This window comes from Pseudomonas sp. Seg1, assembly GCF_018326005.1.
In the GTDB taxonomy this organism is placed as follows: domain Bacteria; phylum Pseudomonadota; class Gammaproteobacteria; order Pseudomonadales; family Pseudomonadaceae; genus Aquipseudomonas.
In genome coordinates this window covers 5,132,880-5,148,794 of record NZ_AP021903.1, presented here as the reverse complement: position 1 = coordinate 5,148,794, position 15,915 = coordinate 5,132,880, and the positions used below count along the sequence as shown (strand labels likewise).

Below are 15,915 nucleotides of genomic sequence, written 5' to 3'. Positions count from 1 at the left end.
ATCAAAACCCTGTGGGAGCTGGCTTGCCAGCGATGGCATTTTTTCAGCCGATGTAAATGTCGACTGACAGATCGCCATCGCTGGCAAGCCAGCTCCCACAGGTCTTTGTGCTGAGCTAAAAAATATCATTCCCCCAGAAATGACTAAGCCCGGCCGAAGCCGGGCTGTGCGCTTTACAACTGCAATCAGCTGATGGCAGCGGATTGGGTGCGGTCGTAACCGTCAGCTGCGAAAGTGGCCGAGCCGGTACGGTCATAACCGTCCTCAGCGAAGGTGGCGGAGCCGGTGCGGTCGAAGCCGTCTTCGGCGACCGTGGCCGATTGAGTGCGATCATAGCCATCGGCAGCCACCGCGGAGCCCGTACGGTCGAAACCGTCGGCAGCAAAAGTGTTGGCAGCCAGTACAGACAGGGTCAGCGCGAGGATCAGTTTGGTTTTCATGTTCGTTACTCCGGATTCGTTGGCGGGTGTGTCTTGCATGGGGTTCATGCTACGCCAACTATATTGATTAAAAAGCGCAAAATAATGCTAAAAACCATCGATTAAATAGATATTAAGAGCGACGCATTGAAAGGCTTCCATCATCAGGAGCGAACGTCGCGCAGGTAATCGATCAGGTGAGCACAGGATGAAAGCTCAGCATTAACCGCTGATTAATCGCTGTTTTCGCTGTGTGACAGATTTTTCATAGATTCCCGACCGCTTTTTCACGCGCGCAACGCCAGTCTGCCCACGGCCAGAAAACCAAGAACCGGCCGTCACACACTGGAGCGTTCCCTGCGATGAATAAACTTCCTCAAATCACCTTGGCCTTCTGGGTCATGAAAATCTGCGCGACGACCCTGGGGGAAACTGCGGGGGATTTGCTGTCGATGACGCTCAACGTCGGCTATGCCATCAGCTCGCTGATTCTGATCAGCGTGTTCGTCCTGACGCTGATCAGCCAATTGATGGCCAAGACCTACAAGCCGCTGCTGTACTGGATCGTGATTTTGTCCACCAGCACCGCCGGCACCACGATGTCTGATTTCATGGACCGCACGCTGGAGCTAGGGTATGCAACGGGCTCGATGATCCTGATTGCAATTCTGCTGGCGATCTTTACGGCGTGGCGCCTGAGCGGCGATTCGCTCAACGTCAGCAAAGTGCAGAGCTTTCGCGGCGAGATGTTTTACTGGATGGCGATTCTATTCTCTAACACCCTCGGTACAGCGCTCGGCGATTACCTGGCCGATGATTCGGGGCTGGGGTTTGCCGGTGGTGCTTTGCTGATAGGCTCGACCATCGCGGTGGTCGTGCTGCTCAAGTACTTCACGAAGATTTCCACAGTGGTGTTGTTCTGGGTGGCGTTCGTGTTGACCCGGCCGTTCGGTGCGACCTTGGGTGACTTGATGACCAAGCCCCATGAGAAGGGCGGGCTGGACTTCGGCACCATCGGTTCGTCGGCGGTGCTGGCGGGGATTCTGCTGGTGATGATTGTGGGTGCATCGTATGCGCAGAAGCGCTATGGCAAGCAGCAGGTTGCCGAGTTGACTTGATACCGGGTTGCCTCATTCGCTGGCAAGCCAGCTCCCACAGGGTGTTGTGCTGATCACAAAATTTGTGACCGCCCGAGAAACCTGTGGGAGCTGGCTTGCCAGCGATGGGGCCATAACAGCCACCGTTGCAGTGGCTGTGAACACCCGATCAGTCAGTGACGATCCGCGAATGTTTCTGGGTGTCCTTCATGGTCACGTACACCAGCAGCGACACGGCAATACACGCCGTCACGTACCAGTAATAACCGGTTTCCATGCCAATGCTCTTGAACCACAGCGCGATGTATTCGGCAGTACCGCCGAAGATCGACACGGTCAGTGCATACGGCAGGCCGACGCCCAGTGCACGGATTTCAGTCGGGAACAGTTCGGCCTTCACCACCGCGTTGATCGAGGTGTAGCCGCTGACAATGATCAGCGCCGCCATGATCAGGAAGAACGCGCCCCACCAGGTCTGGATGGTGTGCAGGGTCATCAGGATCGGCACGGTGAAAATCGTCCCCAGCACGCCGAAAGCGATCAGGATCGGACGACGACCGATCTTGTCCGACAGGCCGCCGATGATCGGTTGCAGGCACATGAACAGAAACAGCGTGGCGGCAGAAATGGTGGTCGAGTCGGAGATGCTCATGCCGACGGTGTTCACCAGGTACTTCTGCATGTAAGTGGTGTAAGTGTAGAACGCCAGCGTACCGCCCATGGTCAGACCGACCACGGTCAACAGCTCTTTGGGGTGGCGCATCAAGGTGCGCATGGCGCTTTCCTTGGACTTTTCTTTCTTGGTGAACGACTCGGTTTCTTCCATGCCGCGACGCAGGTACAGCGCCACCACTGCGCACAGTGCGCCGATGGCGAACGGGATACGCCAGCCCCATGCATACAGCTGTTCAGTGGTCAGCACGTTCTGCAGCACGATCAGTACGCCCAGCGCGATGAGCTGACCGGAAATCAGGGTCACGTACTGGAAGCTGGAGAAGAAGCCGCGACGTTCCTTGGTCGCCATCTCCGAGAGATAGGTGGCCGAAGTCCCGTACTCGCCGCCGACCGACAGGCCTTGCAGCAGACGGGCGAACACCAGCAGGATCGGCGCGCCGATGCCGATGGTCTCGTAGTTCGGGCTGAGGGCGATCAGCAGCGAACCGAAGCACATCAGGTAGACCGAGGCCATCAAGGCTTTCTTGCGACCGACCTTGTCCGCGTACAGCCCCATCAGCCAGCCACCGATCGGACGCATCAGGAAGCCCACGGCGAAGATCGCAGCGGTGTTCATCAGTTGCGCGGTGGAGGAGCCGGCGGGGAAGAATGTCTTGGCGAAGTACAGCGAGAAGGCGGCATACACATACCAGTCGTACCACTCGACCATGTTGCCGACGGAACCGCTGAAGATCGATTTGATCCGGCTGGCGGTGGTTCTTTCTTTGGCCGGCACGGCAGCCGACCCAAGTGGCAGGGCGTTGGAGTTATCCATTGAAGGATCCTTCGTTTAATTGTTTTTGTGGAGCGCGCGGGAACGCAGCCTGCGAGGGCTATAGCAGGAGGTGTGCCAACGGGGAGAGGGGCGGTTTAGAGGGGGCAGCGGAATTGGCTGAGCGGAAATCCGCTTATCGCAGAGTGTCTATGAGCGAAATATCGCTTACTCCGATCGTTCCCACGCTCTGCGTGGGAATGCCTCAACGGACGCTCCGCGTTCGGCTCTAGAGGGGACGCAGAGCGTCCCAGGCTGCATTCCCACGCGGAGCGTGGGAACGATCAATACTGCAAAAATCAGTTGCCTGGAACAAACATCTCCCGACTCAACCCATGCCGCTGCATCTTTTCATTGAATGTCCGGCGCGGCAGTTGCAACTCTTCAAGCACCGCTTTCACATCGCCCTTGTGCCGGGTCAGTGCCGCGCGCAAACACTGCGCTTCAAACGCTTCCTGCTGCGCCGCCAGCGACTGGCCCGGATCGATCCCTGGCGCCGGCTCATCAAGCCCCAGCACCTGGCGTTCGGCAACGTTCGCCAGTTCGCGCACATTGCCCGGCCAGTCGTGGCTGAGCAGGTGGCTCAACTGGCCGCCCGTCAACGGTGGAAAATTACGCCCCAAACGCTGCGCCGCACTCTGGGCGAACGATTCGAACAACAACGGAATGTCTTCCCGGCGATCCCGCAACGGTGGCAGCCGCAGTTCGGCAACGTTCAAACGATACGCCAGATCTTCGCGAAAACGCCCGGCCCGCGCTTCGTCGAGCAGATCGGGTTTGGTCGCGGCGACGATGCGCAAGTCAACGCGAATGCTCTGGTTCGAGCCCAGGCGTTCGAGTTTCTGCTCCTGCAACACTCGCAACAGTTTTACTTGCTGGGCCAACGGCATGCTTTCGATCTCATCGAGAAACAGCGTGCCGCCATCGGCGTATTCCAGTTTGCCGATGCGCTTGCCGGAGGCGCCGGTAAACGCGCCGCTCTCATGGCCGAACAGTTCGGCTTCGAACAATTGTTCAGGAATCGCCGCGCAGTTCAGCGCCACGAACGGCTTGTCCGCCCGTGACCCGAAATCATGCAGGCAACGGGCAACCAGTTCCTTGCCGCTGCCGGTTTCGCCACGGATCAGCACGTTGACCGGCAACGCCGCCAGATCCAGCACCTGCCGGCGCAAGGTCTGCATGCCACGGGACACGCCGAGCAGCGTCGCATCGAGTTTCGCGCGGTTGTCGGCCTGCTCGTGCAGGGCACGGTTTTCCAGGACCAGCCGGCGTTTTTCCAGGGCCCGGCGCAAGCTGCCGAGCAGGGTTTGCGGGCTGAACGGTTTTTCCAGAAAGTCGTAGGCGCCGTCGCGCATGGCTTCGACCGCCATCGGCACATCGCCGTGACCGGTGAGCAGAATTACCGGCAAGTCGGCGTCGCGGCGCTGCACTTCGGCCAGCAGTTGCAGACCACTGAGGCCGGGCATGCGCACGTCGCTGAGGATCACCCCGGCAAAGTGCACGGGCAGGGCGGCGAGGCATTCTTCGGCACGACTGAACAGCTGCACCTCGAAACCCGAGAGGCTCAGCCATTGCTCGACCGCATTGCGAATGCTGCTTTCGTCATCGACCACCATCACCGAGTTGAGCATCAGATATGCGCCTCCAGATCGATCGGCAAGGTCAGGGTGAACACCGCGCCGCTCGCGCCATTTTCCACACTCAGGCGTCCGCCTGATTCATGCACGATGGCGAACGAAACCGCCAGCCCCAGCCCCAGGCCATCGCCCACGGGCTTGGTGGTGAAGAACGGATCGAACACCTGGCCCAGATGTTCGTCGGGGATGCCGCCACCATTGTCGCTGACACTCAGGCGCCACAGTTGCTCGTCGGCTTCCAGACGGATTTCCAGACGTTTGCACGGTGTGCCCTGCATGGCATCGAGGGCGTTGCGCAGCAGGTTGATCAGCACCTGTTCCAGGCGGATTGCATCGCCGCGCACCCACGCCGGACGGGTCAGGTGCAGCACCAGACTGACCTGTTCGTCATGCAGGCGCGCGTCGAGCAAGTGCAGGGATTGATCAACCACTGTCGCCAGATCCAGGCGTTCGCGCAAACCGCCGGGGCTCTTGCGGGCGAAGGTTTTCAGGTGGCCGGTGAGGGCGGCCATGCGCGTGAGCATATCGTCCACCGGTTTCAGCGCCTTGTAGGCATCATCGACGCGGCCATGCTCGAGCAGCAGCCGCAGCGTCGCCAGTTGCATGCGTTGAGCCGTCAGCGGTTGGTTGATTTCATGGGCGAGGGCGGCGGACATCTGCCCGAGGGCGGCGAGTTTCGCCGACTGCACCAGGCCATCCTGCGCGGTGCGCAGATCGCGGGTGCGTTCCTCGACCAGCCGCTCCAGTTCTTCGCGGTTGCGCTGGCGGACTTTCGACAGGCGCCAGCGCTGATTGAGAAACAGCAGCAGAAACACCAGCGCCAGCCACACGCCGGCAGCCGCGAGCCCGGCGTTACGCAGGTCTTCAAAGGCCACTTGCGGACGGCGCAACAGATGCAGCGTCCAGCCTTCGGCCGTCAGTGGCAGCGACTCCCAAAGATAATCCGCCGTACCTTGCGGGCCTTCGACGCGGCGCAGATCACTGTTGTCGTCGAAGCTGCGCAGGGACAAATGAGTCAGTTGCACCAGCGACTGTTTGTCGTACTGGCGGGTGGCTTTGATCTCGGCCATGTCGCTGGCGGTCAGCGGCCGCAAGGCGCGATAACGCCAGCCGGGCTGGTTGGCAATGAAGATGATGCCGCGCGCATCGCTGACCAGCAGGGTGTCGTTGCCCTGGCTCCATTCGCGTTCCAGCTCGGGGAATTCCAGCTTGACCACCATTGCCCCGAGGAACTGCTCGTTGTCGCCCAGCACCGCACTGGAGAGAAAGTAGCCGGGAATCCCGCTGGTCACACCCACCGCGTAAAAACGCCCGGTGCCCTGGGTGCGGGTCTGGCTGAAATAGGGGCGAAAGCCGTAATTGTGGCCGACATAACTGCTCGGTAAACGCCAGTTGCTCGCGGCCACCGCAAGGCCGCTGTGATCGAGCAGTTCAAGGGTCGAGGACTGCGCCGCGCCGTTGATCTTTTCCAGTTTCAGATTGAGTGCGTTCTGTTGTTCGGCGTCGACCGGACCTGTCAGCGCCGAACGCAATTGCGGGTCCAGCGCCAGTACGGCGGGGAGGGCGCGATAGCGGTCGATCAGGGTGTGCAACGAATTGGCATAGAGCGCCAGTTGCTGGTTGGCGCGGGCCGCGTCTTCTTCCAGCGCCTGACGTTCGGCGTGGCGAATGGCAAGCGTGGCGGCCACAGCCGCACCGGCGATGATCAGCAGGGTATACAACGACAGACGCAAGGTACGGGAAGTCGGCAGCATGCTGGGTTAACGGTGGCAGTTCGGGCGGGCACGATAGCATGGGCGGGCGTGGCCCGGCGCTCTGTTCGGTCAGGCCACGGAGGTCAGGCGCAGGCACCCGTTCACGATTGTCTGAATGCTTTCAACCATGCTCATCTACTTCCTTGCCACTTGTCTGGCGTAACTCTTGTACATGGCCTGCCTGTCGCTAATGGTGTACAGCGCTCGCTCTGTCAGCGCTTCCAGGTTTTGATACTTGACTGAGCCGGCTTGTTGGTGGCCAACCGTGCCGCGGAACAGGTCGACAAAGTAATTTAAGTTCGAGCTGTAATATTCTTTCAAACCAAGTTCATTGAAAGCTGCAAGTCCGCGGTTGGCTACTTTGGTCGTGACCTCATGCAACTTCGCGAGCTCGTCGATATGGGCGTTTATTTCTTGAGGAAATAATCCCTCTTCTGCCCTGCTGCCATCTTCTGCGACCTTGGCAAGTTCCATCAGCTCTCCAACACCATAGAGCTGGGACCCCAGTACAGTAGGGACAATGTACTTGGCCGCTTCAATGAACTGACTCGGACCAAACGCCTGTGGGTTTGCGAATATATCGAGAGGAGAGCTCCCGGGAGCGGTTATCTGTTGCTGGATCGCTTCAGCGGAAATATCGGACTTATGCGGAATAATGCTTGCATTCAAAGCTTTGACATTGGATGCCACTTTGTCGATGCGAGCTGATATTTCGTCACCCACAATGTTGCCTATGGTCAGGCCCTTTAGTTCTCCCGGATTAAACGGGTCGCCCCCCGCAAAGTCATGAAACTTGTCAAATCCAATTGTTGTCGCGACAAAGTTGAGACCTGTTTTGACGGCCAGATCAATAAATTTCATCCCTATCATTGAGCGAAAGCGAGCCGGACTCGACAGGTTATCTATTTGCTGTTCAAGGATATCCATCTTCGAATTAACGCCGCTCAGGAACTTGATCGAAAACTCAATATCCGCCTTCAGTTCCGCGGGCGTTCTGTCCTCTCCATTGATATCGACATACCTCAGCGGATTATTCCCGACAAACCCATACAGATTCAGCCCGTCCACATCCCCTGCCGGGTCAGCACTTACCCAGCGTTGCAGCCACTGTGCGTAATAGCGCGCGCCATAGTAGTAAAGACCGCTGACGTCCATTTCCTTGCCGGAATAACGCACGAACTTATAGCTGACCTCGATCGCGGCAGCCATCCACGCCGTGGCACCGAACGGGTAATAGCCTTCTTCGCTGATCGTTTGCGCGTTGTGATCCAGTTCCATCGAACAGGATCCCAAATGATCCTCGAGGCTGTAGCGCAGTTGATTGTTGTCGATGTCGGCGGGAGGCGCTTTTGCCCAATGCAGGCAGCGCGCATTGCCGACGCTGATGACGTGCAGTTCTTCGCCGTTGTCCTTGCTGCGGATTTCCAGACCCGGCAGGTAGCGCACCTGAGCAAAATGTCCGGCGCCGCCGCTGAAGGTTTCATGGCGTTTGAACACCCGTTGACCCTGGCTGTAATGGTAATGCTCGGCATCATCCTGACCCCCTTCGCGGTGGATCAGCGTCACGTTTTGCAGTTCGTCGCGGGCGTTCCATTGCAGGGGCTGACCGGGTTGCACAGCCAGCAGGTTGCCGTGGCGGTCGAACAATGTGTCGAAGACAGGTTCGGCGTCGCCCGGTTGCCAGCGCACGCCACGGTTGCTGGTCGGGTCAATGCGCATCTGGCGGGTGTAGCTGGCGCCGGCTCGCACATGCACCAGTTCGGTCAGGTTGCCACCGGCGTCGTAGGTGTAGGTCTGGGTGTAGTTGAGGCGGTTGTTCGGATCGGTGGGCTGCGGTAGCCCCGGAATGTCCGAGAGCGGCCCGTCGTCGTAACCGCTGGCGCTGATCAGCCGGTACAGCGAGTCGTAGCTGAAGTCGCGGTGGCCGTCGACGAGTTGGTTGGCAAACCAGATTGGCTGGAAGGCGTGGTCTTCGATACGGGTAATGTTGCCGGCCGGGTCATAAAAGTATTCGAAGTCTTGCAGAGCCTTGGCGTCTTTGTGGCTGGACTGGCTGCGCAAGCGACCATTGGCCGGATCGTAAGTCCAGCGGCTGCGCACCCCGTTGCCCGCCAGTTGTTCGATGATCTTCCCCTCGGCGTTGTACTGCGCGTCGAGCAATACCTCTTCGCTTTTGGTCTTGCCATTGACCAGCAGTTGCACCTGCCTGAGCTGCCCGGCCAAGCCATAGTTCGACTTCTGGCGATGGTCGCCCGCATCGATCTGTTCCAGCACCGCCCCCAACGGATTGAACACGCGCCGACTGGTGAAAGCTTCGCCATCGGGAAATGAACGGGTTTCGCTCAACGGCTGGCCGGACAAGGCATAGCCATTCAGGCGTAACGCGCTGGACGGATCCTTCTGCTCCAGTAATTGGCCGCGAAGATTGAGTCCGGCATCGGCGCTGGCATCGGCGTAAATGAAGCTATCGACATCGGTTGCATCACGGCCCTCGACCGCCACCACGCGCAACTGATCATCGAAGGTCGAACGCCAATGACCGCCGCGTTCGTCCCAGCGCTGCAGCGGCTCAGCGGCCAGCCCCGGCAGGCTGAGGCGCCAGCCGGCGTCGACACTGGCGACTTTCAGTGCCTCGCCGGCCAGACCGTAAACCGTTGAGAGATTGGGCGCGGGCAAACGCGGATCCCATTGCTCCACCAACCGCCCACTCACGTCGTGGCACTGACGGCTGATCAGGGCCGTTACCTCTGCGCCCGCGACACTGCGCAAATAGCCGACCTGACGAATCGGCAGGCCCCGGCCATCACTCACCGCGAGTGAGGGCGTGCGCGAATGCACGGTGGCGGTCAACGCCGTGATCTCCGTTGTGACGGCACCGCTTCAGCGGTGTCGTTGAAGTCTTCGCTGGCGTGATACCACGGATGATACGTCTCGCGGGAAAAGTCACCCTTGGCGTTGAGCAGTTTGACCGCGCGCCCCAGCGGGTCGTAGAACAGTTGATCGTAGTGACCCAGCGTGTGCAGCGACTGGTCATTGATATAACCGTGGGCGTTGGCAAAAAACGGTCGGAACTGACGCACGGCCAGGCCTTTGTTGTTGTATTCGATGCGCTCGCTGATGCGCCAGCGCGGATCGGCATGGACTTCAACGAACTGACCGTCCTCGACAATCAACGAGCCGTCAGCGTCCACCGCATAGGCCAAGCCCGGGTCGGCCAACTGCTGGTTTTGCAGCGCTCGACCAAAACCGTCGACGCAGGCCTTGGTGATCTGGATCTGCGCCTTCACGGGGTCATCGGGGTAACGGTCGGCGCTGAGGACAACGGTGTGCACCGGTTCGCGACGGGTCGTGACGATCACCTCGCGCAATGCCTGTTCTGCCGCCGTCAGTGTGGCGAGCCCAGTGAGTCGTCGGCGGGCGCTGGCACGAATGTAGCCGCTGGGCAGGATGTCACCGCTGGCGAGCCATTCGCCGGCGGCAGGGCTGTCGGTCGGGCTCATTCCCATCCAGCTGAACAAGTCCTTGCGCAGCGTACTGGCAGCTTTTTGCACGGCATCGTGTGGCTTTTCTATCGCTGGATCGGGGCGATGATCCTCCGGACGCACGTAGTTGCTCAACGTTTCGAAACCCGCAGCCTTGCCGTATTCAGTTCCGTGGAAACTGGTCGCCAGCGGCTGGCCGGAAGGTTCGTAGATCGCCTCCTCGATATTGTCGTTGGCATCGGTGATCGTCAGCGGTTGCAGTGCGTGATAGTCGTAGGTGACCCGGGTGGTGCAGCCATTCGGCAACACGACCTGGGTGATCGCCAGTCGGTAATCATCGTATTCGGCGGTGGTGAGCCCATGGCTGGGGGTTTCGCGGTAGCTGCGCACCTGATGAAAACCTTCGATGTCGGCGTAATCGGCGAAACCGAAGGTGGATGACCACAGATTTTCTTCGGCATCGTCCGGCTCGGTCTCGAACTGCAACCGCATCGGCGTGTAACCGATATTTTTCAGTTCATCTCGGATATTGAAGGGCGGCGGCAGAACGTCGTAAGCGTCCAGCGCCGTCTTGTCCAGTTGCGCCAGTTCCAGCGGCCCCGCCAGTGCTTCGAATTCGGCGTCACCGTCGTCCAGCGGCAAACCGTCGGAGCTTAGATAACGCTGCACCGACTGCGTCGTCAGCACCCGCTGAGTGTTCCAGTGCGGCGAATCCTGATGCAGCGCGAGTTGCTCGAAACTCATTTCAACCGGGGACAATCCTTCAGGCAGGGTGCCTTTTGGCAACACCAGCGCATTGCCGCGCTGTTGCCACGGCAAGCCCAGACGCCATTGCTGGAGATTGCTGGTCAGGTTGATGTATTGCGCACGGGTTTCGCTCAGGTAGAACGATTGTTGCGCCTCGTCATGGGCGTCGCGCCACCACTGTTGTTCATCCGGGTCGCTGAACGGCGGTTGATCACGTTCAGTCAGCCTGCGCGCGTAGCTGACTGCCAATGCATGAGTCGACAGGCCGTGGTCGTTCCAGCGCAGATTGACGTCGTGGCGACACAGCGGATCGTCAATGAAACGGTCGTACTGGTAGCTGATTTTCTCCAGTACCAACGGCAGCAACACGGCGGCCGCAGAGTGACCTTGAGGTCGGACTTCACGCAACAGATAGCGCCGTTCTTCCACGGCATAGGGTGTAGCCATGCCCGGCAAGTCCATGTCCGCATCGGCATAAGTTTCTACGCGCGTAATTGAGCCAACCAGCGCCCGGGCGATCTGGTACTCACTGTCGGCGTCATGGGGGGCGATCGGTTCATCTATTTCGTCACCGGCGTGGTAGCGGCTGAACAATGTTTTGCCCAGCGGCACGGCATGCGGGTCTGCATTGAAATAGCCGTCACGCTGGCGATCCAGCGCTTGCCCGGTGTGGAACCAGGTGCACACCCGCACCGGTGCGCTGAAGCCGACGTCGTCATCCGCCGTGGCGCTTTCGCTATCGGTTTGCTGCAACTGGCCGAAGCCGCGGAACTCGCGCTCCTTGCTGTCGTAAACAGCTTCGCGCCAGGTAAACGCCTGGGTCAGACAGTTGCCAGTGATCTCATCCAGTTGCTGTTGTTTTTTGACCACTGCCACCGGAAACGGCAGGTGGGAAACCGGCAGACGTTTCAGCTTGAGGAATCGTTGTTTTTCATCCAGCCATTCCTGAGCCGAACTGCGGTAGACCACGCTGGTACTGCAACCCATGTTGTTATTGCTGGCGGTCAGCAGATAAGGCTTGGCCGCGACAAAATCGTAGCGCCAATGCTCTGGATTGATGTGCGGCACCGTCAGGATCAGGCTGGCGCAGCCCAGACCTTGCAGGTCGGCGAAACTCACCTGGCTGAAGCGGTCGTAACGCACGCCTGCGGGCCAGGGCACGATGACCGGGATCTGCTCCAGGCCGTTGCCACCGCGATTCAGATAGATCTCGAATACATCCGACTTCAGATAGATCAAGGCCGGTGCACCGGAGCCGTCGAGGTCGGCAAGGCGTACCCGTGCCGAATCGAACTGCTCGTAGGCGAAGGGCAGGGAGCTGATCTTGCGGCCTTCGCCAAACCGGCCGTGACCCAGGTTCGGCCAGCAGGTGATTTCGTCATGGCGGATGCGGCACAGTTCGGGCATGTCGCTGCCCAGCAGATGGCCAAGCAGCACCAGCTCGGTGGGCGAGTTGCTGAATAACGGCAAGCGGTCGTGGGCCGGGGTATGCGGCACGTCTTCGGCGCGGGCGAATCCTTGCTCGCGCTGGTTGGCGTACAGACGCACCGCGTGCGGGCCGATCAGGGCGATGGAGCTGAGCCCGTCACCGCTGAGGTCGCCCAGTTGCGCCAGGGTATTGAAGAACTCCAGCGGGAATGCATTGAACAGCACGAAATCGGCGAACTCGCGTTGCGCATTCAGCGTACGAAAACCGCTGGCGCCCGGTTGCGCGGTGATCCAGTCGAGGCGGCCATCACCGGTCAGGTCGGTGAGCAGTTGCTGCACCGGCCGGCTGCGATCGGCAACCGGAATCCTCTCCAGCGCTGTCCACGGCCCATAACCGATCTCATCACCGCCGGCTTCGCCACGCAGCGGCTCGCGGTAGTACCAGCATTGGTCATAGCGACAGAGAAAACCTGGAACGCCCTCACCGTAGAGGTCAACGCACTGGTAGAACCCACCGTCTTCGATGCCTGGCTGTGTGTCCATGGCGAACAGGCGTGTCGGGGTTTTATTGATCTCGAACGCGGAGTAGTCGAACTCCACCGGCGGGGTATGTTCCACGGCGCCGCTGGCATCGAAGGCCTGATAGTGGGCGGCGCTGATCTGGCTCTGGGTCCATTGAGTTGCGCTTTGTGGATTTCGGTACTCCAGCAACAGGCGTCGTACCAGCACCGGTTTGCCACGCAGGCTCACCGGGAAATGGTGAAACATCAGCACTTGCCGACAAAGCCTGCGCGTGCCGACTGCAAAGCCCTGGCCAAACGTCGAAAAAGGGTCCGGGCGAACTGGCCAGGGTAGCAAGGTGTCGCCGTCATACACCGGGACTTCCGTCAACGATGCGCTGCGTTCGCCGTAGTCGAAGATCAGCTGGAAATGCCAGTTCAGCTGCGCAGGCTGTTCCACTGTCCAGGCGTACAAATCCTTGCTGGCGGTGAAGTTGCCGTAACACACCCGCTCCAGATAGCGTTGGGCACGGTAGTCGTGAATCGGGTCGGAGTCCTGGTCATCGGCTTTGTAAGCGAAACAGATGTGCTCACCGTGGGTATTCATGCTTTCGCAAAGCAGCCAGGTGCTGATCCTGGTTTGATCACCCGGATCGGCACGACGTGAGTCAGGCGTCTTGCCATACAGATGCAACGAGCCGTCGGCGCCATGGATCAGCCATGGCGTCTTGCCATACAGATGCAACGAGCCGTCGGCGCCATGGATCAGCCAGAAGGGCGGCTGATCCTTCGTCGGTTGCCATAGCTCGCGCAGGGCAAAATCGCTTTCCACCCGGGGCCAGTAACGCACCACGCGGTGTGAGCCGATGTCCTCGCCGCCGTAATGGGTTTCGAGGCGCGACTTGAGCGAACCATCAGCCTCAAGTTCGGGCATCCACTCCTCACCGTCGGCGCCGATGATTTCATCGTGTTCGGTGTAGCGTGGCACGCCTTTGTTGGTGCGCCGGCTGATCTGCCCCAGGCCCAGATTCCAGCCGATGCCAAACGGGCCGTTGCCGGTCTGGCTGCTGTAGGTCAACGACAGCTGCGGATCCCAGCCACGCCCGGCGGACAGGGGAATCGGCAGCTCGAACGACGCAGCACCCGTCGGGCCGACGGCGCCCCAACTCTTGCCGATGGTGGCAATCGATGAGCTTTTGGCGATGGAAGGCGTAGTGATGCTCAGGTCTTGATCGGCCATGTTTCTGTCCGTTGCGCACGCTGTGATCGGGGGTGGACTGACGCTATCAAGAACCGGGCGCCGCGTAACCTGTCAGATCTGACAGGTGTGCAAGACCGTTTTGTATGCTTTATCGTGTTTTTTATCGCCAAATAGCTTATGCAAATGCGGGCACAAAAAAAGGCCGGCTCGTCATGGGACGGGCCGGCCTTCTTTTTTTCGGTGTAAGCGCTTACTGCACTTCTACCGCCAGGCTTTCGCTGATCTTCTGTTGCCAGATCGCAGGGCCGGTGATGTGTACCGATTCACCTTTGCTGTCCACCGCGACGGTGACCGGCATGTCCTTGACCTCGAACTCGTAGATCGCTTCCATACCCAGCTCGGCAAACGCCAGCACCTTGGACTTCTTGATCGCTTGCGCAACCAGGTAAGCGGCGCCGCCGACAGCCATCAGGTACACGGCCTTGTTGTCCTTGATCGCGTCGATGGCGGTCGGGCCGCGCTCGGATTTGCCGATCATGCCCAACAGGCCAGTCTGCTCAAGGATCTGCCGGGTGAACTTGTCCATCCGCGTTGCGGTGGTCGGGCCAGCCGGGCCAACCACTTCGTCACCGACCGGATCAACCGGGCCAACGTAGTAGATGAAGCGACCTTTCAGGTCGACCGGCAGGGTTTCGCCCTTGTTGAGCATCTCGACCATGCGCTTGTGCGCGGCGTCGCGACCGGTGAGCATCTTGCCGTTGAGCAGGACGGTTTCGCCCGGCTTCCAGCTCTGCACGTCTTCCGGGGTCAGGGTGTCGAGGTTGACGCGACGGGCCGACGGGCCGGCTTCCCAGACGATTTCCGGGTAGGCGTCCAGTGGTGGCGCTTCCAGCGAGGCCGGGCCGGAACCGTCGAGCACAAAGTGCGCGTGACGGGTGGCGGCGCAGTTCGGGATCATGCACACCGGCAGCGAGGCGGCGTGGGTCGGGTAGTCCATGATCTTCACGTCGAGCACGGTGGTCAGGCCACCGAGGCCCTGGGCGCCGATGCCCAACTGGTTGACCTTCTCGAACAGCTCCAGACGCATTTCTTCGATGCGGTTCTGCGGGCCACGGGCCTTCAGTTCGTGGATGTCGATGGATTCCATCAACACTTCCTTGGCCATGACTGCGGCTTTCTCGGCGGTGCCGCCGATGCCGATGCCGAGCATGCCCGGTGGGCACCAGCCGGCGCCCATGGTCGGAACGGTTTTCAGCACCCAGTCAACGATCGAGTCGGACGGGTTGAGCATGGCCATTTTCGACTTGTTCTCGGAACCGCCGCCCTTGGCCGCCACGTCCACTTCCACGGTGTTGCCCGGGACGATGGAGTAGTGAATCACGGCAGGGGTGTTGTCCTTGGTGTTTTTGCGAGCGCCCGCCGGGTCGGCGAGGATCGAGGCACGCAGGACGTTTTCCGGCAGGTTGTAGGCGCGACGCACGCCTTCGTTGATCATGTCGTCCAGGCCCATGGTGGCGCCATCCCAGCGCACGTCCATGCCGACACGCACGAACACGGTAACGATACCGGTGTCCTGGCAGATCGGGCGGTGGCCGGTGGCGCACATGCGCGAGTTGATCAGGATCTGCGCCATCGAGTCACGCGCCGCTGGCGATTCTTCGCGCAGGTAGGCTTCGTGCATCGCCTGGATGAAATCCACGGGGTGGTAATAGGAAATGAACTGCAGGGCGTCGGCAACGCTCTGAATCAGGTCGTCTTGCTTGATCACGGTCATGAGTCGCGCTCCTCTAAAAGACGGGAACATTCAATAAGGTGCCTGCGGCTTGGGTGCATCGGTCGGTCGCAAGCACCTTTCAAGGCACGCCGGGGCTGCTGGCGCGACGCTAAAAAGGCGCGGCAGTATACCGCGCATCAAAGGGGCATACACGCGCCGGCAGTCATTCGTTGGTCGCATGGCTGGGCGAATATCGGACATGGGGTTTGCACTTCAAGAGCTACCCCCTCACCCCAGCCCTCCCGAAACGTCGGACCGCCCCCAAGGGGGCGAGGGGGAAAGGGAGCCGATCTTCGTGCTATTCAAAACCTGAGTTCGGCGCGATGTTTCAGGTCGGTGTACCTCGGATAAACAACTCGGTCAGTTCCCTCTACCTCCGGGAGTGTATGT

The 15,915-nt window shown here is 60.1% G+C and carries 8 protein-coding genes; 1 reads left to right on the top strand and 7 read right to left on the bottom strand.

The genetic code is table 11. The features are described from left to right. Window positions 1–185: 185 nt before the first annotated feature. Window positions 186–440, bottom strand: a complete 255-nt coding sequence (locus KI231_RS23085; protein ID WP_103306413.1) for a hypothetical protein — start codon at window positions 438–440, stop codon at window positions 186–188. Between the two features lie 341 nt (window positions 441–781). On the opposite strand from KI231_RS23085, the gene KI231_RS23080 reads away from it, so the two are divergent. Beyond that, complete coding sequence (locus tag KI231_RS23080) at window positions 782–1,537, top strand: COG4705 family protein (protein ID WP_103306414.1); 756 nt, start codon at window positions 782–784, stop codon at window positions 1,535–1,537. 148 nt (window positions 1,538–1,685) lie between these two features. Here the strand turns inward: KI231_RS23080 and KI231_RS23075 are convergent, their stop codons facing one another. From KI231_RS23075 to KI231_RS23050, 6 genes are all read right to left on the bottom strand, one after another. Next, a complete protein-coding gene (locus tag KI231_RS23075; protein WP_103306415.1) occupies window positions 1,686–3,005 on the bottom strand; it encodes an MFS transporter in 1,320 nt (439 codons plus the stop codon). Between the two features lie 296 nt (window positions 3,006–3,301). After that, window positions 3,302–4,633, bottom strand: coding sequence for a two-component system response regulator MifR (gene mifR, locus KI231_RS23070; protein ID WP_213026433.1), 1,332 nt, complete (start codon window positions 4,631–4,633; stop codon window positions 3,302–3,304). Beyond that, the gene (locus KI231_RS23065) at window positions 4,633–6,393 is read right to left on the bottom strand and encodes a sensor histidine kinase (RefSeq protein ID WP_103306417.1); all 1,761 of its coding nucleotides are present in this window, start codon (window positions 6,391–6,393) and stop codon (window positions 4,633–4,635) included. The genes mifR and KI231_RS23065 overlap by 1 nt, the downstream gene beginning before the upstream one ends. Before the next feature lie 135 nt (window positions 6,394–6,528). Beyond that, a complete protein-coding gene (locus KI231_RS23060) occupies window positions 6,529–9,243 on the bottom strand; it encodes an RHS repeat domain-containing protein (RefSeq protein ID WP_213026432.1) in 2,715 nt (904 codons plus the stop codon). Beyond that, window positions 9,240–13,790, bottom strand: coding sequence for a SpvB/TcaC N-terminal domain-containing protein (locus KI231_RS23055; protein WP_213026431.1), 4,551 nt, complete (start codon window positions 13,788–13,790; stop codon window positions 9,240–9,242). Before KI231_RS23055 ends, KI231_RS23060 begins: the two co-directional genes overlap by 4 nt. 211 nt (window positions 13,791–14,001) lie before the next feature. Beyond that, window positions 14,002–15,525 carry a fumarate hydratase gene (locus tag KI231_RS23050; RefSeq protein WP_016773454.1) on the bottom strand — a complete coding sequence of 508 codons (1,524 nt, stop codon included), beginning with the start codon at window positions 15,523–15,525 and terminating at the stop codon, window positions 14,002–14,004. Between the last annotated feature and the right edge of the window lie 390 nt (window positions 15,526–15,915).

What these genes read in the sequence shown, in the direction of transcription:
- KI231_RS23085 (WP_103306413.1), bottom strand. Translation starts at nt 440, where the DNA reads ATGAAAACCAAACTGATCCTCGCGCTGACCCTGTCTGTACTGGCTGCC.
- KI231_RS23080 (WP_103306414.1), top strand. Translation starts at nt 782, where the DNA reads ATGAATAAACTTCCTCAAATCACCTTGGCCTTCTGGGTCATGAAAATC.
- KI231_RS23075 (WP_103306415.1), bottom strand. Translation starts at nt 3,005, where the DNA reads ATGGATAACTCCAACGCCCTGCCACTTGGGTCGGCTGCCGTGCCGGCC.
- mifR (WP_213026433.1), bottom strand. Translation starts at nt 4,633, where the DNA reads ATGCTCAACTCGGTGATGGTGGTCGATGACGAAAGCAGCATTCGCAAT.
- KI231_RS23065 (WP_103306417.1), bottom strand. Translation starts at nt 6,393, where the DNA reads ATGCTGCCGACTTCCCGTACCTTGCGTCTGTCGTTGTATACCCTGCTG.
- KI231_RS23055 (WP_213026431.1), bottom strand. Translation starts at nt 13,790, where the DNA reads ATGGCCGATCAAGACCTGAGCATCACTACGCCTTCCATCGCCAAAAGC.
- KI231_RS23050 (WP_016773454.1), bottom strand. Translation starts at nt 15,525, where the DNA reads ATGACCGTGATCAAGCAAGACGACCTGATTCAGAGCGTTGCCGACGCC.